Genomic DNA, 24921 nt, shown 5'->3' with positions numbered 1-24921 from the left:
GGGCCAGAGTAAAAAGTGAATATTTGAATTTAAAATGAAACAAAATAGAAAAAGGAGATTACGCCAATCGGAGATACCAAAAAGTCCCCTTTAGGGGATTTAGGGGTAAATGTAACTGGAGAGCTGAAGCACTTCGATATGAGTAACAAAGCCTACAATGAACCTTTTAGATGAGATTAACGGTTAGAAAATAATGAATTAGAACACCCAGATAAAAGAATTTGAAAGATGAAAAAATTGCGCACCATTATTATTCGTTTTATAAAACGAAATCCTTTGTACACCTCCATTAATTTTACCGGGTTGGTTATCGGTTTTGTTTGTGTTGTTTTTATTGGCCTGTGGATAAAAAATGAACTGAGTTACGACCGGTTTCACAAAAATGCCGACCAGATTTACCGTGTCCATCGCTACTTCTACGATAATAACGGAACCGAAAACCTTCATTTGCCTTATGTGGCTCCTCCCGTAGCACCGTTATTGAAGGACGAATTTTCGGAGATTGAAAATATCGCACGTGTAGCTCATTCCGGAATGTTATTTCGTTTAAACGATCAAAAGGTAGCCGAACCCGATGTTTGTTTTGCTGAGCCCGATATTCTGAATATTTTCTCTTTCGAGGGGATTTCTGCTGATAACGATTTGCTAAACGAACCGTTAACTGCAGTGATTTCGGCAACTATTGCCAGTAAGTATTTTAACAACGAATATGCCGTTGGTAAAACAATGGAGTTTTTCGATGAAAATGCCAACAGCTATAATTTAAAAGTTACCGGAGTTTTTAACGACTGGGGGCAAAACAACCATTTCCGACCTGAAATCGTTATTTCGTTTTCTACCTATGCAAGTGCAGTTGGCGAGAGCGAATTACAGGATTGGGGTAGCAATAATTACGAAACGTTTGTGTTGATGAGGAACGTACCTCAGCAATTGGATTCGCGCCTCGATGAATTCATTAACAAACAGTTTGAAAACGGAACCAGTTGGACCAAAATAAGGATGGAGAAATTAGCCGATATCCATTTTAACTGGTATGGAAGTCGCTCGAGTATTTATGTGTTATTGTCGATTGCAGTTTTAATCCTGCTTTTGGGAAGCATCAACTACATCAACCTGAATACGGCTATTTACACCAAACGAATTAAAGAAATTCAGATTAAAAAGGTTATAGGGGCAACTGCTAAACGCATCTTGTCGTTGCTAATGCTCGAATCTGTTTTGTTCTGCATTTTTTCGTTGATTGTTGCGCTCCTAATTGTAAGTGTGGCCATTCCTTATTTGGCCAATCTTTTTAACAGTAACCTGGCATTTTCGGTGGGTGAAAACCTGTCGCTAATAGCTGTATTTTTTACGCTCTCAATTTTTATCGGATTGATATCAGGCGTGTATCCGGCCAAAATTTTGCTTACCAGTAAAAAATATAATTCCACACCCGGCAAAATGTCGTTTCGTAACGGGATGGTTATTTTCCAGTTTTTTGTTTCAATTGCCCTGATAATGTCATTCCTGACGGTGAATAAACAGTTGAACTATTTAAATACAAAAAATCTTGGCCTCAATCAGGAGAATGTGATTACAGTGAGTGCCTCGCCCAATCATATTGAAAAGCTATATGTACTTCGCGAACAGCTAACTAAAAATCCGAATATTATCGATGTTTCCGGTTCAAAAAGAATTCCATCGCAACGTTTGGCCGACAGTAACCAAATGAAAGCTTCCAACAATGGAAAAATGGAACCGCTTGGTTTTCGGGTAGCCAATATTCGGGGCGACGAACATTTTGTTTCAACCTACGAAATGAAACTGATTGCGGGGAATAATATTAGCCCTCAAACAAAAGAAGAAAAGGAATATTTGGTCAATCGTTCGGCTGTGGAGAAAATTGGCTGGGAATCGCCCGAAGCAGCAATCGGGCAGTTTGTTGAGTACGGAGATGAAAAAGGCAGAATAGTTGGCGTGCTGGAAAACTTCAATTACGAATCGTTGCACAACGCCGTATTTCCGATCATTCTGTACAAAGATGCTTCGAGCTACAATCGTATTTCAATACGCGTAACACCATCGAATTTGTCAAACACAATAGAGTTTATAAAAACAACGTGGCAGCAATACGATTTGGCAGGTTCTCCGTTTTCCTATCAGTTTATCGACGAACGGTTTGAACGATTATATCAATCGGAAAAATATACGAAAACAATATTCACCTGTTTTATGGTGTTGGCAATATCAATCGCTATTTTGGGATTAATAGGCTTATCGCTATTTGTAATGGAACGACGTACCAAAGAAATAGGTGTGCGAAAAGTAAACGGAGCCAAAGTTTCGGAAATCCTTTCCATGCTGAATAAAGACTTTGTGAAATGGGTTGCCATTGCTTTTGTAATTGCCACACCAATTGCCTGGTTCGCCATGAATAAATGGCTCGAAAATTTTGCTTACCGAACAAACCTGAGCTGGTGGATTTTTGCACTGTCCGGGCTGATGGCATTGGGAATTGCGCTGTTAACCGTTAGCTGGCAAAGCTGGCGAGCGGCTACACGAAATCCTGTTGAGGCGCTCAGGTATGAGTAAGCTCTTTATCACCCCAAACCCCTGAAGGGGCTTCTGGGAGCGAGCAATGAACAAGATTTGTGAAGAGAATGAAAGTTAAGTACGAAATAGAAGGTCAACTAATCGAAGATAAGAACAAGTCCCCTTTAGGGGATTTAGGGGTAGCCGAAGGAGTTGGAATGCCACGGAAAAAGCGGTTTCTTTTTCACCCCAAACCCCTAAAGGGGCTTTTGGTCAGAGTATAAGAGAATATTTGAGTTAAAACTGAAACAAAATAGAAAAAGAAGATTACGTGCTGAGATACGAACAAGTCCCCTTCAGGGGATCTAGGGTTGGAAAACAACAGAAAGAATAAAATTATATAAATGACAATAAGCGATAATGTTTCAATGTTTTACGGGGCAAAGGCGCATATTTTCGAAAAGGCTAAACTTTTACGAAATAATATGACCGTGGCTGAACTTTTGTTGTGGGAGCAACTAAAAGGGAAGAAGGTTTTGGGATTACGTTTCCGGCAACAGCATCCTATTGACATTTTTATCGCCGATTTTTATTGTCATCCAATTAAGCTCGTAATTGAAGTAGACGGAGGCATTCATAAATCAAGAGATCAAAAGGAATACGATATTGGAAGAACCGGTGAATTAAATTATTGGGATATTGAAGTGGTTCGATTTACGAATGAAGAGATTGAAAAAGATATAACACGAGTTATTGAAGTTATCAAGCAGAAATGTCTCTCTCGCCAATCGGAGATAGCAAAAAGTCCCCTTTAGGGGATTTAGGGGTAGCCGAAAAGAAGTGGAAAAGCCACGGTAAAAGCAGTTTGTTTTCACCCCAAACCCCTAAAGGGCTTTTGGTCAGATTAAATAGGAGAATATTTGAGTTCAAACTGAAACAAAATAGAAAAAGAAGATTACGTGCTTAGATACAAACAAGTCCCCTTCAGGGGATTTAGGGGTGAAGAAACTTGGTGTGAATTAAAAAACGAAAACTATGTTACGATTTAAAATAAAACTGGCATTTAGGAATTTGTTGAAGAATAAGCTGTATTCATCGCTTATTATAGGTGGGTTTGCCATTGGTTTTACGGCCTGTATTTTAATAGCCTTGTTTTACAGCGCCGAACACAATGTGGACAAACACTTTGCCCGGCATGAAAATATTTATCGCCTCTATGATGCTAAAAACAATGAGTCGGGACTCGATTACAAAATCAACGCTGTAATTGCAGAACATTACCCGGATGTTGAAAAAGCTTGTCCACTTGGATTTTCTTATTTTCCAATTACACTTAAAGACCCTGAAACACGAAGTTACACACGAGTTGAGTACATAGTTTCCACCAATAATTATTTTTTCGAAGTATTTTCAATACCCGTTATATCCAAATTGGAAGAAAAGCCTTTTAGTCAATTGAATTCGGCAGTAATTTCTGAGTCGGTGGCCAAGAAGCTTTTTGGGAATGAGAACCCGCTGGGAAGAACAATTAAAGAAGAATTCTTTACGGCAACGGTCACCGCGGTTATGCAGGATCTGCCGGCTAATTCGAGCTTTAAAGCCGAGGTTCTTCTGAATAGCGAGAATGAAGAGTATCAGATGGCACAAGCATGCAATAACGGTGTTTGTATATTTCCTACCGAGCACTTTCTCTTGTTAAAAGACGATATTAAACCTGATGATTTCTCCCAAAAAATGAATGCTTCCATCGGGCAATTTAATACCACTACCGACAGTCTGGCGCTGCAAAATTTATCCGAAATTTATCTTTCTCCAACAAAATTGGGTTGGACCGATGAGCATACCAAAGGCAATTCAAAAATGCTGTTCATTTTTATGGCAATTTCTATTCTGATTATTCTTCTTTCCAGCATTAATTACCTCAATTACACGGTTTCAATGCAGTACGCAAAAATGAAAGAAATTGGCATCAACAAAACCAATGGTGCAGGGAAACCTCATTTGCTCATCGATTCGCTGATTGAAGTTACCTTAGGAATTTTTATTGCGCTAACTATTTCAGTAGTGTTGGTGTCGCTGCTTTTACCGGCAACTGGGACGTTTTTTGGACGAGAAATTCATATTTCCGATGTTAATCTTCAACATTTGCTGCCTGTTTTTCTGGGGACGATAGCTGGTATTATTTTTCTGAACAGTTTAGCGCCAATCTATATTTTATCGCAGTTTAATATTACCGATTTTCTGCAAGGAGGACGGAGAAGGAACGGTAAACAATTTGGGAAACAGCTTATGCTCACCTTTCAGTTAACAGTTTCCATTGCCCTGATTGCTGTTGTTATGCTGATATTTAAACAGTTACAATACGTAAAACATTATGATTTAGGTTTTAACGAAGAACACCTGTTGAGGATTGAACTTCCGTGGCTGAGCGAAAACCAGACAGCATTGCGAAATGAATTCAGCGATCTTTCTTTTGTAGCAAGCAGTGCATTAAGTAACGGTTATCCCGGGCACATTAATATGAGCATGGGAAGTGGGGTACAAGACGATGAATTTATGGTGGAATGTATTTACGTAACTGAAAATTTCCTGGAAACAATGGGCGTTCAGCTACTTGATGGACGAAATTTTTTGTCGGGCGATAAAGGTAAGGCCTGTTTAATGAATGAAGCTGCGGTAAAACGCTATGGCTGGGAAAATCTCGATGGCAAAAAATATAATAACGGCAGGGAAGGAGGCTACAACGTAATCGGTGAAGTGAATAACTTTAACGTGGAATCGTTACATTCTGCATTAAGTCCGGTGGCTTTGATTTACGAATCCGACCGTGAGTATAATACCCTTTCACTGCGACTGATTCCCGGAAACGTTGGGCAACAAATAAGTGAACTTCGGAAAGTTTGGGGGCGACTATTACCGGATGATCCCATGGAATTTACATTCTACGACGACCAGTTTCAAGCCATGTATGTAAAAGAAGATAAATTGGCCAAATCCATTACTTTCTTTTCAATAATTGCAATTGTACTGACTTGCATGGGAATTCTGGGGCAGATTTTCCTTATCAGTCTGAACCGGACAAAAGAAATTGGTGTACGAAAAGTGAATGGAGCAACTGTTTCTGAAATTCTGGTTTTGCTGAATAAAGATTTTGTGATCTGGGTAGTTGTGGCTTTGGTTATTGCCTCGCCAATTGCTTACTACGCCATGAATAAATGGCTCGAAAACTTTGCCTACAAAACCACACTGAGCTGGTGGATATTTGCCCTTGCCGGAGTAGTGGCTTTGGGAATTGCTTTACTAACTGTTAGTTGGCAAAGCTGGCGGGCAGCTACTCGGAATCCTGTCGAAGCTCTCCGATATGAATAGAGGAGAGCGGAGATCCTCGATAGCGAAGCGTATCGGGATTGAGGCCTGGCGTGATTAACAAATATCCAATACAATTAAAAATCGATTAAAGATTTTTCCGAGGTGAAACAAAGTCGTATTTATCACTATATTTCGAGATAAAATTTACCAACTAAATGAAGAAAATAGCTTTGTTTCTCACCATTCTGTTTTGTGTTTATGGTTTTACTCAGGCTCAGAATAGTACAAATCCCGAATTGAAATTTAACGCTGAGGGCAAGTTCAAAATCCTTCAGTTTACCGATATCCATTTTAAATATAATTCCTTTCGTTCGGATAGTGTTTTGTTATTAATGAAAGCGGCGGTGAATGACGAAAAACCTGATCTGGTTGTATTAACCGGCGATGTGGTTTGTTCAAAACACACCAAAAAAGCCTGGCTGAAATTGGCAACAATCTTTACTGAAGCAGAAGTGCCGTGGGCCGTTACTCTGGGAAACCATGATATTGAAGAAGAACTCACCGGAAAAGAAATAATGGAAACAATTTGCGATCTCCCATACTGTATAACGGAAGACGGACCGGAAGAAATTTCAGGAAACGGGAACTATGTTTTAAAGGTAAGATCGCATTCGTCGGAAAAAACGGAGGCCGTTCTGTATTGTATCGATTCTCATTCGGGATTAAAAAAAGAAGCAGGATTGGGAAGTTACGACTGGATAAAATGGGATCAGGTGAACTGGTACCGAGAACAAAGTCGGAAACTTACTGCTGAAAACAACGGAAATCCTTATCCTGCACTGGCGTTTTTTCATATTCCGCTGCCCGAGTATAACCAGGTTTGGGGAATGGAAACAACGATTGGCGTAAAGAATGAAAAGGTTTGTTCGCCCGATATTAACTCGGGTATGTACAATGCTTTTGTTGAGTCGGAAGACGTAATGGCAATGTTTGTTGGGCACGACCATGTAAACAATTATATTGGCGAATTACGCGGAATTTGTATGGTTTACGGGCAGGCAACCGGGAGAGAAACCTATGGCGGAATTCCCAAAGGTTACCGCGTAATTGAACTTTACGAAGGGCAGCGAAAATTCGATACCTGGGTGCGCGAAAAATACGAGTGCGACAACGATAAAGGTATCTGGACTCCCGTAAATAGCCGTGAGAAAAAGTATTTTGTTACTTATCCCGACTCATTTGCCGGAAAATAAATACAATTCGAAGAAGTCATTCTTATAACACTCCGTCTTTATTGATTTCAGAACTATATTTACGGTTAATGTTGAGCAATCCCCAAACCATTGACAAAAAATCTGACACCTTTTGTCTAAAATATTTACACCTGTTTTTTGGTTGTTGATCTTAATTGTCACTATGTGAGGTGTTTGTGATTAAGGCATTGTTTTGGTAAACCATTTCTTTATAATTTTAATGGGCAATGTCAGCAAGATGTCCGGACCGGAATGCTGGTTAGTTTCTTTCCGGTTTTAGCGGTGACTATTGGATACTTCGAAATGTACGCAGCAGCGTCAAAGACCTCGTTGTGGATTTCGAGGAAAAACCTTGAGAGAAGTATGTTCAGATATTCATAATGTGAAGGAGTTGCCAAAATTAAAAACTAAAAATGTTACAATACTTTTTCAAACTCGGATGGCGGAACTTAACCCGAAATAGGTTTATCTCGGTATTAAAAATATTAGGATTTGTAATTGGTTTATGGGTCTTTATGGTTACGGGTTATTACGTGTTGCACGAAACCAGTTTCGACCATTTTCAGGAGAATGCAAACAACAAATATATGCTGGATGCCCGCGATCAGTTTGGCGATAACTATTTTGCATTTAGTTTGCCCTTTCCGTTAACCAAAACCTTGCATGAACGTTACGCGGAGGTTGTTCAGAATGTTTCTTTCGAAAGCCGCGAAAACTCGATATTTATTAAGGAGCCAACCCGGATTATAAAATCGGATAAAACAAATATGGCCTTTGTAAACGAAGACTTCTTTAACTTTTTTGCCTACGATTTTATTGCCGGGAATGCACAGAACAGCTTTACTTTTTCCAATCCGCTTATTATTTCGGAGGACGTGGCAAACAAACATTTTGGTGGTCTTAATGCCGTTGGGAAAACCGTAAAAATAAGTCTGGAAGATCATCTTTATGAGTTTAATATTACGGGTGTAGTAAAAAATCCGGCTGATAATTCGAACGTTAATTTTCACTGGATAGCAAGTTTGCCGCAATTTATGAAAGAGTCGGGGAACGCGGATTACGAGGCTGACTGGGATTTTAAGTGCCGAAGTTTTATTGAGCTGGCACAGGGTGTGAATCCAGATGATTTTATAACAAAACTTACGGAAGATTACGTTGAGCAGGCAAAACTTGAAAATGCACCAACGCTGGTTGCAACTGGGCTCACTGAAATTCACAGGAGCAAAAATGTGCAAAAAAGGGTACGAATATTTTCAGCTCTGGGGGTGTTGATTTTGCTTATTTCTATTGTGAATTACGTGTTGCTCTCCACCGTTGAAAGCACGCAACAGGTGCGTTCTCTTGGCATCGAAAAAATTTCGGGTGCGCGGCCGGCCGATTTTCTGACAAAAAACGTTATTTCCATTGTGATTTACACGGTTTTATCTTTTGTACTCACAGTCGGATTGTTTTCGCTTTCAAAACCATATTTCAGGAACTTTTTCGAAGGATCATTTTCTTCGAATCTCGACCTGACAGTTGTAATCTTATCGGGATTGGGAGTCCTTTTTAGCATCATCTTTTTGGCCGCTTTCATTAACCAGGTTATCAACGGAAGTCAAAAACCACTCGATATTTTAAAGAATAAATTCAGCAAAGGGAAAACCGGGAAGGTGGTTTTTAATTCCTTGCTGACCTTTCAGTTGGTGGCTTTTATTGCCTTGATATCGTGTTCTGTAATCGTTCAGAAACAATTGGGTTTTATGCAGAAAAGCGAGCTCGGGTTTAATCAGGAATCATTAATCAGCATAAAAGTTGCCCCGGAAGATGTAAAGTCTCATCAGGCGTTTAAAGACGAACTGTTGCGTCATACTTCCATGTTAAAAGTGGCAGGTACCAGTGCTACGCCGCTTTCAAGCCGGAGATCGATTTTCGGATTTGTAAACACCGACAGTCTGGGAAATAAAGAAATTAAAGTGATCGATTATGTGAATGTTGATCGCGATATTTTTGAAACCCTGGAACTTAAGTTTAAAGAAGGTTCGGGATTTCCTGAATCGGCAGCCGGATATTGTGTGGTTAACCAAACTTTTATCGATGAACGAAAAATAGAAAATCCGTTTACCGACAAGATTGAACTGGGCGGAAGCGAATACAGGATTTGCGGAATTATGGACGATTTCCATTATCAATCGATGCAGTCGGAGATTACGCCATTTGTGGCTTTTTTAAATCCCGATCAGATTGCTTTTTCTGTTATTCGTTTTAACGGAAATCCGGCGGAGGCAGTAAATTTATTACGCGAAACCGCTTCAAACTACTTGCCCAACACCGTTTTCGAATACGAATTTATGGACGAAAAAATCCGGTCGGCCTACAATGCGGAAATCCGGTTTAGTAACATCATCCGGATTTTAACCTTCTTGTCGGTGCTGATTTCTGTTCTGGGCCTATTAGGTTTATCCTATTTCGCATCGCTGGTAAGGATTAAGGAAATCGGCATCCGAAAAGTAAACGGCGCAAAGGTGTTTGAAATCCTTTCGATGTTGAATAAAGATTTTGTAAAATGGATTCTGGTGGCTTTTATCATTGCCACACCGGTTGCGTATTACGCCATGAATAAGTGGCTCGAAAACTTTGCCTACAAAACAACTTTAAGCTGGTGGATTTTTGCTTTAGCGGGAGTGATGGCTTTGGGAATTGCGTTGTTAACGGTTAGTTGGCAAAGTTGGCGTGCCGCAACACGAAATCCTGTTGAGGCGCTGCGTTATGAATAAATAAAAGCAAGTATAAAAACGAGTTCAAGTGATTAAAATATAGCGCAAAAAATAAAAAAACCATGATAAGAAACTACTTGACCACAGCTCTTCGCTTTTTAAAACGAAACAAACTTTTTGCCGGAATCAACATTATGGGGCTTTCGCTCGCACTGGCAGCTTCGTTTGTTATTTTGTTATTTGTGATCAACGAGTTGAGTTACAACACCTGCTTTAAAAGCCGGAAGCAGATTTATCGTGTGCTGAATTATAATTCCGATGTAAAAGTGATGGATGAAGGTGCGCCCTATGTTCTTACAAAGCATTTAAAAGACGATTTCCCGCAGGTAAAATACGTGGCGCCAACCTTTCTTATGTCAGGAGTGAGTGTAAAAGTGAATGAGGATTACATTCCTGTTGATCGAGTAGTTGGGACGGATTCAGACATATTTGATGTGTTCGATATTGAAGTTCATGGACAGCAGGCGAATATTCTCGACGAACCCAATTCCATTGTCCTTTCAAAGGAACTGGCACAAAAACTTTTTCCGGATAAAGATCCTGTTGGAGAAAATTTAGTTGCCACGATTAATAAGAAAGACGAAGTTCTCGGAGTAAAGGGAGTTTTTGATGACATTCCTGTAAACTCAACTTTTCAGGCCGACTGTTTTATTCATGTAAAGTGGACGCTGGAGCGGATGAATTCGAGGGTTAAAGAGCGGGATGTAGAAACAGATTGGCGTTCGATGTATTGGCAAACCTGGTTAATGCTGGATAAAAGCATTGGCGGAGATTCTCTCGATGAGCAGTTTCGGTCTTTGGAGAAAGAGGTTTTTGGTGCTGAGGACATATACGATTTCTCCCTCCAATGTTTATCTGATGTTTATTTTGGGTCGCAGGAAATTAATAGTGGATTGCCACAAGGCAACCTGAAAAATATTAAGATTTTTTCGGCTATTGCTTTGCTCATAATCCTAATTGCAGCACTTAACTATATCATACTTTCAACAGCGGTTTCAACCGGCAGGTCAAAAGAAATTGGGATTCGGAAAACCAATGGTGCCGGAGCAAAATTAATTCGCAGGCAATTGCTGAACGAATCAATGATCCTGTCGATTCTGGTTTTACCTGTTGCACTGTTTTTAGCCTGGATGGGGAAACCTTACGCCGAAGAACTGTTTCAAACCAAACTATTGATCCTTCGATCAAATATTGCCATTTATATATGTATTTATGTGGTGCTTACCCTGTTAATAGGAGTGGTGTCTGGACTGTATACCTCGTCGTATTTGTCAAAATTGAATGTGATCAGCATTTTAAACAATTCAGTACGGGCAGGAAAACGAAAGACGCGTGTACGTTCTGCTCTGATTGTAGTTCAGCTGGTGATCTTCTGCATTTTTGTTTCGAGTACGCTTATTATCTATTCTCAATACAAGTATGCGCTGGAGAAAGATCCGGGTTATTACAACGAGGATGTTTTGTTTGTTGATATGGGATCAAATTCTCAGAGCTCAAAAACGTTTATAAATAACATTAAGGCTTATCCTGATGTGCTGGCAGCCGGAGGCGCAATGGATGCTTTACCCATGACCACTTTTTGGCCTTATCCCATAGAAATGCCTGGCGATAAATCGAAAAAAATACCTATCGAACTTCTGGCAGTTGATTACAATTTTTTGGAGGCCATGGGAATTCAAATAATAGACGGAAGAGGTTTTTCTCAGGAACTTGGAGATGATGAAAACTCGTATGTAATCAACGAAAATGCGGTTAAAGCCCTTGAATTGACCGATCCGGTTGGGAAGAAAATTGATGTAGTTGATGGGACGGTTATCGGAGTTGTCAAGAACTTTAATTTACACTCATTCCACAGTGAAATTCCGCCATTATTAATGCTTGCATCAGATGACTTTGTAATGCAGGTTGCCATTCACTACAAAGCCGGAACACTTAAAAGTGTGCTGCCTTTAATTAAATCCGAATGGCAAAAGATCGTTACTGACGTGCCCATGAATTTCAAAACCATGGACGAATTTTTAAAGGAGGTTTATTCCGAAGAGAAGAACCTGAGTGTGATTGTTTCAGTGTCAGCATTTTTTGCGCTGTTAATTGCTTCGTTTGGGCTGTTTGGTTTAACACTTTTCATTATGAAATCGCAAACCAAAGAAATTGGAATTAAAAAGGTTTGTGGTAGTTCCGGACAAGGAATTGTCCTGTCGTTTCTGAGGAAGAATTTTATAATGGTAGTTATTGCAACGCTGCTTTCGGTTCCGCCTACAATCTTTTTAATGAATAAGTGGTTAAACAATTTTGCTTTTAAAACCGATATTTCCTGGTGGGTGTTTGTAATCACATTTGTTTTTGCGGCAATAGTGGCTTTGTCAACCGTGTTGTTTCATTCTTATCGCGCTTCACGAATTAATCCTGTGGAAGCCTTACGGTATGAGTAAGGCGAAGATCCTCGATAACGAAGCGTATCGGGATAGAGGCACTTCGATATGAGTGACGACCTGCCTGCCGCAGGCAGGAATCCCAATTGAAGCACTCCGATACGAGTAGACACTTTTTTCCAGATAAAACCTAAAAAACAACTATAACCGATGAATATTAATTATTTAAAACAAGCCGCAAGGGGAATTCGATCCCAAAAATTTTATTCGCTTATTAACCTGCTGGGTTTAACGGCAGGTATCACCGCTTTTATCCTAATTGCCCTTTGGGTATACACCGAGCTCACCTTTGATAATTTTCAAACCAAGGCCGATCAGATTTACCGGATCGATTACAAGTTGTACGAAGAGGATGTGCTTGAACAGTACTCAGCTTCGGCAGTTCCGGTAATTGGTCCGATGTTGGAAAAAACCTATCCGGAGGTTGAAAACTATACCCGTTTTAAAAAAATTGAAGGAGTGGTAAAACACGGCGACACTTTTTATAAGGAGGAAAATATATTTTACGCCGAGTCCTCTTTCTTCGAGCTTTTTGATTTTAAACTCGAAAAGGGTGAAAAAAACAATACCATACTAGACGTAAACAAAGCTGTAATTACACAACAAGCCGCGAAAAAATATTTTGGCAACGAAAATCCGGTGGGTAAATACCTCGAGCTAAATGGTTCCGACCGTTATTTTATTTCGGCTGTTGCTGCCGATATTCCTAAGAATTCGCACATCAAATTCGATATACTGCTTTCGTACGAAAACCTGATCAACCAGGTTCCTTATTTCGAAGACGGGTGGTTTGTGGAAGAGTTTTATACCTACGTAAAACTTTTGCCGGGTACCGATTTTAAAAAGCTGGAAGCCAAAATTCCTGAGATTGTTGAGCAACATTTGGGCGATTTTATGAAAGAAGCATTATTTCTGGCCGAGTTTAAACTGCGTCCTTTTAACGAAATCCATTTATACTCGAACCTGAAAAATGAACTGGAAGTTAATGGTGATATCAACCAGGTAAAATACATGTCGGTAATTGCTGTTCTAGTGCTGGTAATTGCCCTCATCAACTATATAAATCTGTCAACTTCGCATTCGGCACACCGTGCCTCCGAGGTTGGTGTACGAAAAGTGTTGGGTGCTTTCCGAAAACATCTTTTTGGGCAGTTTTTAACCGAATCGTATTTAATCAGTCTGCTAGCTTTTATACTCAGTGTTGGACTGGTCTTCCTGCTGTTACCGTCATTCCGGGCACTAACCGGCAGCCCGGTAACAATAAACCGTAGTTTGGTTCCTCTTGTATTGCTTGTTTTGTATTTGGGCTGCAGCTTTCTTACCGGAATAATTCCGGCTTCCATTTTAATGCGTGTCAATCCTGCTACCGTGTTAAAAGGGAAAAGCAAAGGTCATTCAAAAACGATAGGAAAATTCCGAAACGGGCTCGTTGTTTTTCAGTTTACCATTTCTGTAATTCTTATTGTAGCCACCTTGTTTATCAGTAAACAAATGACTTTCCTGCAAAAACAAAACCTCGGAATTGATATTGACCAGGTGTTGGTTGTTGAGGGGCCACAGGAGGTAAACAGCGAAACAGTGAACACCGAATCATCGGCTTTCAGAAGTGAAATGCTGAACCTGGCAGCGGTTAAAAACATGACGGTTTCGACAAATGTTCCCGGTGAGGAAGTGATGTTTCAACCGGTGTACGGGAAACTTATAACCGGTGTAAATACCGAAAAGAAGATCAGAATGATTGGTATTGACCAGCATTTTTTTGATACTTACAACCTGAAGCTTTTAGCCGGTCGGAATTTTGATGAAAACTACAATCCGGAGATCAGGGAGGTTGTACTTAACGAATCGGCGTTGGAATACCTCGGGTTCGAAAATGAAGAACAAGCGATTGGGCAAAAACTCACCGGCGATCCGGGAGAGGCGCGGGTAATTGGTGTAGTGAACGATTACAACCAAAAGTCGTTGCGCGAAAAACCCGGTCCGATGCTATTTTGTAACAAGGCTGAGAGCTCTTATTATTCTTTAAAAATTAATGCGGCAGAGGCCAACCAGGTCATTGCCGAATTAGAGGAGCTGTGGAATAAAAAATTTGCCGGAAACCCGTTTCACTATTTTTTCCTCGATGAGTATTTTAACAAACAGTATGCTGCCGATTTAAAATTTGGATCCTTATTCCTGATCTTTTCCATCATGGCTATTTTTATTGCTTGTCTTGGTTTGTTGGGATTATCCGCCTATTCAACAGCACAACGCACCAAAGAAATAGGAGTGAGAAAAGTAAATGGTGCCAAAATTTCGGAAATACTCACCATGCTGAATAAAGATTTTGTGAAATGGATTCTTGTGGCTTTTATGATTGCCACACCGGTTGCGTATTACGCCATGAATAAATGGCTCGAAAACTTCGCCTACAAAACCACATTAAGCTGGTGGATATTTGCTTTGGCGGGAGTGATGGCTTTGGGAATTGCGTTGTTAACTGTTAGTTGGCAAAGCTGGCGTGCCGCAACCCGAAATCCTGTTGAGGCGCTCAGGTATGAGTGACGAAATCCCGATCGAAGCATCGGGGTCGAAGCTTTGCGGTACGAATAAAATAATAGTAACTATTCCAAAAGTTTGTCGTCTTATAACTAATAATCAGATTAACAATTAAATCAAGCGCATTATGAAAACTCAGAAGAACTTCAAATTTTATACGTTGATTGTGCTGTTCATGGTCGCATTTTCGTGGAATGGATTAGCAAAAGACGGCGAACCGACAATCATAAAAACCTTCGATTTAAACCAGCCGGGGCAGCTTAATGCTTCATCGTCGGGAGGTGGCGTGACCGTGCAAACACACGATCAGCCTAAGGTAATTATTCAGGCCTTTGTTCGAAAAAACGGAAGCGTATTATCACCATCCGACAGAGAGTTGGATGAGGTTTTAGACGACTTCGATATCGATTTCTCAAAAAGCGGATCTACAATTACGGCAGTGGTTAAACGCAGGGGACAAATGAACTTCTGGAGAAACAATGTGGGGATAGCATTAACCATTATCGTTCCCGAAGAAATGTCGTGCGATGTATCGTCAAGCGGCGGCGGCCTGAAAATATCGGGCGTAAAAGGAACACACGATTTTTCGAGCAGTGGCGGCGGAGTAAAACTGGAAGATACCGGAGGTACTACAAAAGCAAGCTCATCAGGAGGTGGTGTTCATGTATACAAACACAAAGGCGATATTAAACTGACGTCGAGCGGTGGCGGTGTTACGCTTGAAAAAGCCAAAGGAAATGTATATGCACGCAGCTCGGGTGGCAGTGTGAAACTCGAAGATATTAATGGCGACGTGGATGCAAGTAGCAGTGGTGGCGGAGTTTATGTGCAGGGAGAAGCGGGTGTGGTTAAAGCCAAATCAAGTGGCGGATCGGTGAAGGTTAATATTAGCAATTTAACTGAAGAGTTATATCTGCAATCGAGTGGTGGCGGTGTTTCTGCTGTTATTCACGATGGCGAAAAACTGGGTCTTGATTTGGATTTACGTTCAGGACGGGTGAATATCGATCTGCATAACTTTAATGGTACTTCCGAAAAAGACCGCGTAAAAGGCAAAATGAACGGGGGCGGAATTCCGGTTTATGCACACGCTTCAGGAGGCAATGTTAACATCTCTTACGAGGATTAGGAGCTATTCAACAAACGTTGCAGGCAGGCTCATTAGTTGATATTGAATTGTTTTTGCCAGACGATAATTTCCTAAAGAATTGGGATGTAAACGGTCGGTTTTGCCGTTCATAAAATATTTGACATTCGAATCTTCCATTGGATAAAGGCCACTGATTGAATACAAGTCGATCAGTGGAACGGCCCAAACGGAAGCCGCTTGTTTTAAAGTTGCCACATAATCATCGATGTAAAGACCAAGATCGTTGGAAAAACTTTCTTCGGGCTGAACATTGGTTTCGCTGAACGTTGAGAATCCTCTGTGAATCGGTGTCATTATAATAATCTGCTGATCGGGATAATTTGCTTTTAAAAAGGCCATTACTTTGTTTACCCGGCCACAAAAAGTATTGTCATCTTCGTTCAGCGTTCGGTATTTTCGGGTAACCATTGTTCCGTTAAAATTCGTCTCATTAGCTGTTTCAGTATAGAAATTCCCCAACGGGATGTTGTGGTTATAGTCGTTGGTACCTGCAAAAATCAAAATGGCATCCACATCCGATCCGTGCTCTTCTTTCAGTTTCAGAGCCTGTCCGTAAACGCCTGTCCACTGATGACCGCTTATTCCGTAAACATACGGCTCAATGCCCATCATTTTGGTCAGGTATTCCCAGTAAACTGTGCGTGGCGTGTTATCTCGTTCCCATTTTTGAGTCATCGAATCGCCAAGAAAAGCTACTTTTTTGTTTTTCCATTGAGAATCATGAAAGCTTGGCTCTTGCCCGTATGCTGACAAGATCATAGCAGAAAATAAAAGGATGGCAGTGGTTAAAGTTTTCATCGTAAAGATTTTTGCTGAGATTGATTTTAAGGATATAAAATTAATCGAATTTATGTATTCCAAAAGGAGATTAAGGTAGTGATGATCTGATTTTTACAACTATTCCGGCTTTATCGTTGGAATTTTAAGGTGGTAAGAAATTATACAGTTTTTGTCAAAAAAATTTACACAATAAAATTCGTATTTTTGTTAAGTGTCTAAAAAACAGACATTAGTAATTCGGGCACGGAGTTGGTTATTAAAAGGATAAACAATATTACCGGCAAATGCCGACACTAAAATACCAGTAAATGTATAACCTGAAAATTACGATACGCCGCCTTTTTAAAGACAAGGCTTTTTCGCTGATCAACATCTCTGGATTGGTGATCGGTATTTCGTCTTTCCTGGTTTTATTCATTCACGTATCAAACGAAAAAAGTTTTGATAAACATTTTGCCGGACACCAGAATATTTACCGCGTAACCTCGGTTCCCGGGGGGCTCGAAAATACGGCGTGGGCTCGTAGTATGGGAATTGTTTATGCAGCGTCCGAGGAAATTCCCGAAGTGGAGTTAGCTACCCAGTTTTCGCATTGCGATGAGGGAACCATAAAAATGGGCGAGACTTCCATTGCGCAGAAGAATATTATGTCGGTTGATGAGGCATTTATGGAACTGTTTGAAGTAGAGCCGGTGGTGGGAGATTTGGCAGAGATTTCGAAACCAAATACGGTTTTTATTACGGAGGATTTTGCCCGGAAATATTACGGTAATTTAAATCCCGTAGGGCAGACTATAACTATTGAAGCACTGCAATATTCGAGAGATTTGGGCGATTACGAGATTAGAGGAGTAGTAAAAAATACCCATCCGAAAACTCATTTCAGATACGAGTTGCTCCTCTCTCAAAAGGGCGGATTGCAGGAGCGTTTTGAATCGCTTCCCAACCGAAAAATACAGTGGACTTACAACTATTTCAAACTTCAGAAGGATACTGATCCAAAGCTGGTAGCCGAAAAAGTAACTGCTTTTTATGACAACAGCAGCCTGAAAACAACACCCGGTCCGCAGGAATATGGTTTTGCCTTGTTCCCGATGGACAATATTCACTTAAAATCGGATTACCGTTTCGAGCTGCGCGAAAGTTCAAGTAAGATAAATATTGGTTTGTTTATCCTTATCTCATTCGTAATTCTGACGATCTCGTTGTTGAATTTCACCAATCTTTCCATTGCTAAGTTGATAAAACGCTCAAAAGAACTGGGCCTGAAAAAATCGATAGGAGCAACCAAATCACAGTTGATTAAACAAGTTCTGATGGAAGTGATTTTGGTTTGTCTTATGGCAATCAGCATTTCGTTGCTTACGATTGAAGGATTAAAACCTGTAATTAACCGTTTATTCGAGATTGAATTCGATATATATTTTTCGGAGCCGGTTGTATATCTCACGATCATTGGCGTTTTGCTTACCTGTTTATTGCTGTCTGCATTTTTTGTGGCGATATTTTTACTGGCACGCAGTTCGGCCATCGATATTCTGGCCGGGCGCAATAATTTTTCAGGAAGTTACGTGTTGAAATCGTTGCTGGTTGTGCAGGTAACAATTGTAATCGTCCTTATCTCAGGTACCTTCCTGGTGAACAAACAAATTGACTTTGTTTTAAATAAACCGCTTGGTTTCGACAAAGAAAATGTGGTTGTTCTGCACTTAACAGACCTTTCCAAAGATCCGGCTGTATTTGCCCGCGAACTGGAAAAACAAAGCCAGGTGGTTTCGGTTGGAATGACCGCTCAGCATTTTGGTTACCCGGCGCAGGCGTATGATCTGGAAGGACTGGGACTTGATGGTAATGCAGAATTTGTTTTTGCGAACTACGACTACCTCAAAACCATGAATATTAAACTCATTCAGAATTGGATAAAACCGGATGCCGATACTGTGCGGGGAATGGTAATTAACAATCATTTGTACCAGCGACTGATGGAGAAACACGGAAGCATGGAAAATCTTTTGGCCTATTCAAATGCACAGCCGTTGGGACCGGGAGAAACACGCATTAATTACATCGGAGTTGCTGAAGATTTTAATTACAGTTCAGCTCATGAATCGATAGGTGATTATATGTTTTGGCTGGATGAAGGAGGAAACCGGGCACGTTTTACCCACATACGCATTAACAATGTGTACGCCGGAATGGAAGCAATAAAACGAACCTGGAATGAATATTACCCGAACCAGGAACTCGACTACTTTTTTATTGACGAAAAAATTGCTCAGCAATACAAGGCAGAAACTATTTTGAGTAGAATTCTTTTTGCTTTTTCAACCATTGGAATTCTTATCAGTATTATTGGAATCAGTGCGTTGGCCTTGTTTATTTCGCAGCAACGCACCAAAGAAATTGGTATCCGAAAAGTGAACGGGGCGACAGTTTCAGAAATATTGGGATTGCTGAACCAGAGTTTTGTAAAATGGGTGCTGATTGCTTTTGTTATTGCTACTCCGCTTTCATTTTATACCATGAGTAAGTGGCTCGAAAACTTTGCCTACAAAACCAACATGAGTTGGTGGATTTTTGCACTGGCCGGCGCGCTGGCACTGGTATTTGCATTAATAACCGTAACCTGGCACAGCTGGCGTGCTGCCACACGCAATCCGGTTGAAAGTTTGCGATATGAGTAAAAAATGTCGGAATCAGGATGTGCAGGATTTTAGGATAAACGGGATTTGAAAAAGAAATGATAGATGATGACCTGACATATAGAATTATTGGTTGTGCAATGAAAGTTCACAACACGTTGGGGAATGGATTCCAGGAGGTAATTTACCAAAGATGCTTGGCTATTGAGTTAGACAAAGAAGGAATTGCGTATCAGCGAGAACAAGAAATGCCCATTTATTATGAAGGTTACGAAGTTGGCACTCGCAGAGCAGATTTTATTATTGAAGAGAAGGTAATGGTTGAATTGAAAGCCATAATTAACCTTGAGGATGTTCATCTCGCTCAAGGCTTAAATTATCTAACGGCTTACAATTTAGAAACAGGTTTGCTCATTAATTTTGGCTCAACGAGTCTGCAAACCAAACGATTGTACAAAAAACATTAATCCTGAAAATCTTTAAATCATGATTATCCGGATTCAGACAATGATTAGAAAACAACGACCATGATTAAACATTTTATATTAATAGCCTGGCGCAATATCAGAAGGAGGAAAACACTTTCGGCTATCCAGATTTTGTGCCTTTCGGTGGGGCTGGCAGCTTTTATATTAGTTGCACGCTATGTTCAGTATGAAAAGGACTACGATAAGTTCAATGAAAATTTCGACAGGATTTATCGCGTACAGTCTTACAAAATGAATGACAGAATGAACGATGGAGCGCAGGTTGTCGTTCCTCTGGCGAAATACATACGCGAAAATGTTCCGGAGGCTGAGAATGCCATTGCTACCAATGAAGCGTGGGACGAATATTTATCGCCCGATGAAGATCGTGTATTTAAAGAGCAAAAAGGAATTATCGCACCGTCAGTTATATTCGATTTCTTCTCGTTTAAATTAATCCGGGGAAATAAGACGAATGTGCTCGACGATCCGAATTCAATTGTATTAAGTGAATCGATGGCCGAAAGATATTTTCCCGGTGAGGATGCGATGGGAAAAATAATTCTTGATGAGAAAAAGAGAGAACTTCGTGTGACCGGAATTATGGAGGATATCTTAGAACAGTCATCGATAAGTGCAACATATTTTCGTTCGAATGCAAATCTGATAAAAAATAGGGCCGATAACTGGACTAATAGTTCTTATGAGATTTATGTATTGTTAAAACCCAATGCTTCTGCGCAGTTGGTATCCGAAAAAATTGAAGGTGTTCTTCGTGAATACGACAAAGAATCGAAGCAGGTTTTATACCTTCATCCCTTAAGTAAGTTACATTTGAACGAGTATGCGCAAGACGATAAAGGCTCACTTATTTTTTTCTTTTCGTTTCTTGGAATTTTAACGCTCTTGCTGGCTTGTGTAAGTTTTATGAATCTCACCACTTCGTTTTCTACCATGCGCGCTGTTGAAATTGGTATTCGCAAAGTGTCAGGTAGTAACCGAAATATTTTACGTGTACAGTTTCTTACCGAGGCGGTGCTAATTGCCCTTATTTCGCTTGCCTTTGGAGTGTTTTTGGCCTACCTCTTATTGCCATTGTTTAACACCGTAGTAAACCGCAACATCGATCTTCAGTTACTGCAAAATCCTTTGTTTGTGCTGTTTTTGTTGGCAACGGTTGTCGTCACAGGGTTCATTGGCGGAAGCTATCCCGCCTTGTTTATTTCGCGTTTAAAACCTGTAAATGTTTTAAAAGGAAGAGGTTCTTTTAACAGAGGGAAAGTGCGTGGATTAACTGCTATGGTTTATCTTCAGTTTATTCTTTCTGTTGTGTTGTTAACTTCAAGTATCTGGATGTATAAACAGGTTACATTTCTGAAAAACAAAGATCTTGGTTACACAAAAGATAACCTGTTGTATTGTCAGTTGCCGAGTGTTAAAACAACGGTTTCTTACCGGCAGATTCGGGAGCGGATTCTCGATAATCCCGGAATCGAGAACATGTCCCTGTCGATTAATTCGCCGCTGCATTCAAGCTGGGGAACACGTGTTCATTACGAGGGAGGTCCGACCGACGATCACGCTTATGCACGATGGAACGAAGCCGACGAAAATTACCTGAACACCATGAGCATGACGTTGGCAGAAGGACGAAACTTTTCTACCGACTATTCGGCTGAAACAAAAACGTGTCTGATAAATGAAACTGCTGCAAAACAATTTAGTTGGGACGAACCAATAGGGAGGTGGCTTGAAATGAATGGCGGTCGGTATACTGTAATCGGGGTGTTAAAGGATTTTAACTGCGACGATGTGCATAATCCGATAATTCCTTACGTGTTGTTGTATCGCAATGAAGGTTTTGCAAGTAATAACGACCTCACTTTTAAAGTGAATCCGAATACAATGACAAGTAGCCTGGAACATATTAACGCGGTTTTAAACGAGGCTTTCCCGAATATTCTTTTTGAAGTAAACGGCTATGATGTTGGAACTTACCGGATAGCTCTGAAAATATGGACAAGTGCTAAAAATACATTTGCCTTTTTTACCATCATGGCGGTGTTGATCGCTGCGATGGGATTATTTGGCTTGGTTGTTTTTGCCTCTCAGCGACGTGTAAAGGAAATTGGAATTCGGAAGGTTCAGGGAGCGCAGGCTGCACAAATATTGCCTTTAATTACCCGACAGTTTATTATTTTGGTCGTGGCGGCAAATATTATTGTTTATCCACTGGCCAATTTCCTGAAGAACGTAACTCCCGGGCATTTTAAATACCAGTTTACAGTTTTCGACTTGCTGCTTGTGTTGGGAATTTCCGTTGTTGTAACTTTATTGTCGAGTGGCTATCAGGCATTAAAAGCGTCGCTGTTAAACCCGGTCGAAGCACTCAGATACGAATAAGTTTTTGGTTTACCCCAAACCCCTAAAGGGGCTTATGGGCCAGAAAGTATTGAAAGCTTGAAATGAAAATAGAGAAATTTTTAATTGAAAATATGCTATACGAGGGTAAGGCAAAGTCCCCTTTAGGGGATTTAGGGGTGTAAGAAGCATTCTAAGAATATTATCCTGAAAATATTTAGATTTTGATTATCCGGATTCAGACAATGATTGACAAGAAATAAAGAATATGTTTAGAAATTACCTTAAAGTAGCACTTCGTAGCTTGTTGAAAAACAAGCTTTTCACTTTTATAAATATTACCGGTTTAGTAATTGGCATGGTGGTGGCCCTGCTCATTTTTAACTATGTTAGTTTCGAGCGCAGCTACGACTCGATGCATAAAAATGCCGATCGTGTTTATCGCGTGGAAAGTAAATTTTACGAAGGCGAAACACTCACCGACGATTGGGCAACGGCATCGTTTGGTTATGCAAGTGCCATGAAAGAGAACATTCCCGGTATTAAAGATTATGTGCGAATTGCCATAAACAGCACCGAGCAAATGGTAAGTTACGAGGAGGATAAATCGCGCGAAAGTACTGTTGCGGTTACCGAACCTTCCTTCTTTTCCATTTTTTCGTTTAAGTTGATAGATGGGGATGCATCAACGGCACTAAGCAGTCCGAACAAAGTAGTGATCTCGCAACTGGCCGCCCATAAATTTTTCAAGGATGAAAATCCGCTGGGTAAAATTCTAAAGTTCAGAACACTGAATCAGGCCTATGAATGCGAAGTGACAGGAGTACTGGAAAATATCCCGTCGAATAGCCATTTTAATTTCGATTATTTTGTGTCGTGGGATACGCAACCCGACTGGATTAAAAATTTCTGGTACCTGCACGAAACCTACTCGTATGTGCAGTTGGAACCGGGAATTTCACCTGCAAGTATCGAAAAAGCCTTCCCGGCCATGTCGGAGAAATACAAAACAGCCGATGCCTTAAAAAATAAAACCTGGGCCATTGAATTACAACCGCTGACTGATATTCACTTGACACCGCAAAAACAATACGAACGCGAAGCCAAAGGAAACGAAAAAGCCGTAAAGGCACTGATTTTAATTGCGCTGGCAATACTTCTCATCGCCTGGATAAATTACATCAATCTAACTACCTCTCGTTCGCTGGAACGTGCCCGCGAAGTGGGAGTGAGAAAAGTGTCGGGTGCACAGAAAAAGCAACTGATCATCCAGTTTTTAATCGAATCGACTCTGGTAAATGTTATTGCGCTGGCCGTTTCAATTGGATTGTTTCTGATGTTTATTCCGTACTTTAATTCGTTTATCGGTAAAAATATCGGATTCTCGATTTTGTATATGCCCCGTTTTTGGGTGTTAATCACGCTGTTTCTTTTAACGGGGATTGTACTTTCCGGACTGTATCCGTCGCTTGTGCTTTCGAATGTAAAACCTGCAATTATTTTGAAAGGGAAATACCTGAACTCGCAAGGTGCAGGAATGGTACGAAAAGGTTTGGTGGTTTTTCAGTTTGTGGCGTCGCTGGTTTTAATTTGCGGAACCCTGATTGTTTATGCACAGCTAAAATACATGCAGAATCAGTCGCTTGGCATCAATATCGATAAAACATTGGTGGTGAAATTCCCGGCGCAAACTCCTAATTTAATGGAGAAAGTGATGAGTTTTAAACGCCAGTTAAAAGAGTTGCCCGATATAAAAAATGTGACCATTTCAAACGCAGTTCCGGGAATGGAAGTGGCATTTTTCGCCTCGAATCGCTTGTATGAAGATGCCGCCAAACAAAACCGCCTGTACGAAATGCAAACGGTTGACTACGATTTTATTGATACTTACGGAATGAATATTCTGGAAGGACGAGGTTTTGACAAAACGTTTACCAACGATAATAGAAAGGTGATTCTGAATGAAGAAACAGTGAAGCAACTTGGCTTTAAAACCAATGCCGATGCCATTGATCAGAAGGTTTTGATGGAAGGAGAAGCAGAACCTTACCAGGTAATTGGCGTGGTTGAAAATTACCATCAGCAGTCGCTGAATAAAGCGTACACGCCGATTATGATGATCATGTACAATAGCATCGGGTGGCTGCCGCCAAAATATTTATCCATGAAAATTTCGGGAGCCGATGTTGCTTCTGCTTCGGGAGAGGTACAAGATGCCTGGAATCAGTTTTTTCCTGAATCTACTTTTGATTATTTCTTCTCCGATCAGTTTTACGAAGCACAGTATTCGCTCGACCGGAAATTTGCTACCATTTTTGGGCTGTTTGCACTAATGGCCATTTTTATAGCTTGTTTGGGTTTATGGGCACTGGCCTTGTTTGCCGGATTGATCCGCAAAAAGGAAATGGGAGTGCGAAAAGCTTTGGGTGCTTCAACCCCGAGTTTGTTTTACAGCCTTTCCAGCGAGTTTATTTACCTGACATTGTATTCGGCAATTTTAGCCATTCCGCTGGCCTTTTTTATTATGAATGAATGGCTGAAGTCGTACGCGTTCAGAACCGAAATGAGCTGGTGGTTTTTTGCTTTACCAATTGTAGTGCTGGTGTCCATCGCATCGTTAACCGTAAGCTACCAAACACTAAAAACAGCACATTCGAGTGCGGTGGATAGTTTGAAGTATGAATAAAAAGTGTCTGAATCAGGATGGGCAGGATTATAGGAT

General features: G+C 40.5%; 13 protein-coding genes. 12 read left to right on the top strand and 1 reads right to left on the bottom strand.

Going from position 1 to position 24921, the window contains the following annotated elements:
• Positions 1 to 228: 228 nt before the first annotated feature.
• From SLH46_RS00990 to SLH46_RS00955, 8 genes are all read left to right on the top strand, one after another.
• The gene (locus SLH46_RS00990) at positions 229 to 2571 is read left to right on the top strand and encodes an ABC transporter permease (protein ID WP_320279268.1); all 2343 of its coding nucleotides are present in this window, start codon (positions 229 to 231) and stop codon (positions 2569 to 2571) included.
• 344 nt (positions 2572 to 2915) lie between these two features.
• Complete coding sequence (locus SLH46_RS00985; RefSeq protein WP_320279267.1) at positions 2916 to 3326, top strand: endonuclease domain-containing protein; 411 nt, start codon at positions 2916 to 2918, stop codon at positions 3324 to 3326.
• 220 nt (positions 3327 to 3546) lie between these two features.
• A complete protein-coding gene (locus SLH46_RS00980) occupies positions 3547 to 5880 on the top strand; it encodes an ABC transporter permease (RefSeq protein ID WP_320279266.1) in 2334 nt (777 codons plus the stop codon).
• Between the two features lie 155 nt (positions 5881 to 6035).
• Positions 6036 to 7073, top strand: coding sequence for a metallophosphoesterase family protein (locus SLH46_RS00975; protein ID WP_320279265.1), 1038 nt, complete (start codon positions 6036 to 6038; stop codon positions 7071 to 7073).
• Positions 7074 to 7486: 413 nt separating this feature from the next.
• Positions 7487 to 9829 carry an ABC transporter permease gene (locus SLH46_RS00970; RefSeq protein ID WP_320279264.1) on the top strand — a complete coding sequence of 781 codons (2343 nt, stop codon included), beginning with the start codon at positions 7487 to 7489 and terminating at the stop codon, positions 9827 to 9829.
• Positions 9830 to 9891: 62 nt separating this feature from the next.
• Positions 9892 to 12261, top strand: a complete 2370-nt coding sequence (locus SLH46_RS00965) for an ABC transporter permease (protein ID WP_320279263.1) — start codon at positions 9892 to 9894, stop codon at positions 12259 to 12261.
• Between the two features lie 150 nt (positions 12262 to 12411).
• Positions 12412 to 14805 carry an ABC transporter permease gene (locus SLH46_RS00960; RefSeq protein ID WP_320279262.1) on the top strand — a complete coding sequence of 798 codons (2394 nt, stop codon included), beginning with the start codon at positions 12412 to 12414 and terminating at the stop codon, positions 14803 to 14805.
• Between the two features lie 121 nt (positions 14806 to 14926).
• Positions 14927 to 15928 (top strand): DUF4097 family beta strand repeat-containing protein, encoded by a 1002-nt coding sequence (locus tag SLH46_RS00955; RefSeq protein ID WP_320279261.1) that lies wholly within the window; start codon positions 14927 to 14929, stop codon positions 15926 to 15928.
• Positions 15929 to 15931: 3 nt separating this feature from the next.
• Here SLH46_RS00955 and SLH46_RS00950 read toward each other — a convergent pair whose 3' ends face one another.
• Positions 15932 to 16747 (bottom strand): SGNH/GDSL hydrolase family protein, encoded by an 816-nt coding sequence (locus SLH46_RS00950; protein ID WP_320279260.1) that lies wholly within the window; start codon positions 16745 to 16747, stop codon positions 15932 to 15934.
• Between the two features lie 290 nt (positions 16748 to 17037).
• Between SLH46_RS00950 and SLH46_RS00945 the strand changes: the two genes are divergently transcribed.
• From SLH46_RS00945 to SLH46_RS00930, 4 genes are all read left to right on the top strand, one after another.
• Positions 17038 to 19413, top strand: coding sequence for an ABC transporter permease (locus SLH46_RS00945; RefSeq protein ID WP_320279259.1), 2376 nt, complete (start codon positions 17038 to 17040; stop codon positions 19411 to 19413).
• 56 nt (positions 19414 to 19469) lie between these two features.
• Positions 19470 to 19838 (top strand): GxxExxY protein, encoded by a 369-nt coding sequence (locus tag SLH46_RS00940; protein WP_320279258.1) that lies wholly within the window; start codon positions 19470 to 19472, stop codon positions 19836 to 19838.
• Between the two features lie 60 nt (positions 19839 to 19898).
• Complete coding sequence (locus tag SLH46_RS00935; RefSeq protein ID WP_320279257.1) at positions 19899 to 22241, top strand: ABC transporter permease; 2343 nt, start codon at positions 19899 to 19901, stop codon at positions 22239 to 22241.
• 226 nt (positions 22242 to 22467) lie between these two features.
• Positions 22468 to 24885, top strand: coding sequence for an ABC transporter permease (locus SLH46_RS00930; protein ID WP_320279256.1), 2418 nt, complete (start codon positions 22468 to 22470; stop codon positions 24883 to 24885).
• Positions 24886 to 24921: the final 36 nt, after the last annotated feature.

Source organism: Draconibacterium sp. IB214405, from assembly GCF_033963885.1.
Taxonomy (GTDB): Bacteria; Bacteroidota; Bacteroidia; order Bacteroidales; family Prolixibacteraceae; genus Draconibacterium.
Note: the sequence above shows the minus strand (reverse complement) of the source record. Positions and strands in the feature narration are given on the sequence as shown.

What these genes read in the sequence shown, in the direction of transcription:
- SLH46_RS00985 (WP_320279267.1), top strand. Translation starts at nt 2,916, where the DNA reads ATGACAATAAGCGATAATGTTTCAATGTTTTACGGGGCAAAGGCGCAT.
- SLH46_RS00960 (WP_320279262.1), top strand. Translation starts at nt 12,412, where the DNA reads ATGAATATTAATTATTTAAAACAAGCCGCAAGGGGAATTCGATCCCAA.
- SLH46_RS00955 (WP_320279261.1), top strand. Translation starts at nt 14,927, where the DNA reads ATGAAAACTCAGAAGAACTTCAAATTTTATACGTTGATTGTGCTGTTC.
- SLH46_RS00945 (WP_320279259.1), top strand. Translation starts at nt 17,038, where the DNA reads ATGTATAACCTGAAAATTACGATACGCCGCCTTTTTAAAGACAAGGCT.
- SLH46_RS00950 (WP_320279260.1), bottom strand. Translation starts at nt 16,747, where the DNA reads ATGAAAACTTTAACCACTGCCATCCTTTTATTTTCTGCTATGATCTTG.
- SLH46_RS00970 (WP_320279264.1), top strand. Translation starts at nt 7,487, where the DNA reads ATGTTACAATACTTTTTCAAACTCGGATGGCGGAACTTAACCCGAAAT.
- SLH46_RS00975 (WP_320279265.1), top strand. Translation starts at nt 6,036, where the DNA reads ATGAAGAAAATAGCTTTGTTTCTCACCATTCTGTTTTGTGTTTATGGT.
- SLH46_RS00990 (WP_320279268.1), top strand. Translation starts at nt 229, where the DNA reads ATGAAAAAATTGCGCACCATTATTATTCGTTTTATAAAACGAAATCCT.
- SLH46_RS00930 (WP_320279256.1), top strand. Translation starts at nt 22,468, where the DNA reads ATGTTTAGAAATTACCTTAAAGTAGCACTTCGTAGCTTGTTGAAAAAC.
- SLH46_RS00940 (WP_320279258.1), top strand. Translation starts at nt 19,470, where the DNA reads ATGATAGATGATGACCTGACATATAGAATTATTGGTTGTGCAATGAAA.
- SLH46_RS00980 (WP_320279266.1), top strand. Translation starts at nt 3,547, where the DNA reads ATGTTACGATTTAAAATAAAACTGGCATTTAGGAATTTGTTGAAGAAT.
- SLH46_RS00965 (WP_320279263.1), top strand. Translation starts at nt 9,892, where the DNA reads ATGATAAGAAACTACTTGACCACAGCTCTTCGCTTTTTAAAACGAAAC.
- SLH46_RS00935 (WP_320279257.1), top strand. Translation starts at nt 19,899, where the DNA reads ATGATTAAACATTTTATATTAATAGCCTGGCGCAATATCAGAAGGAGG.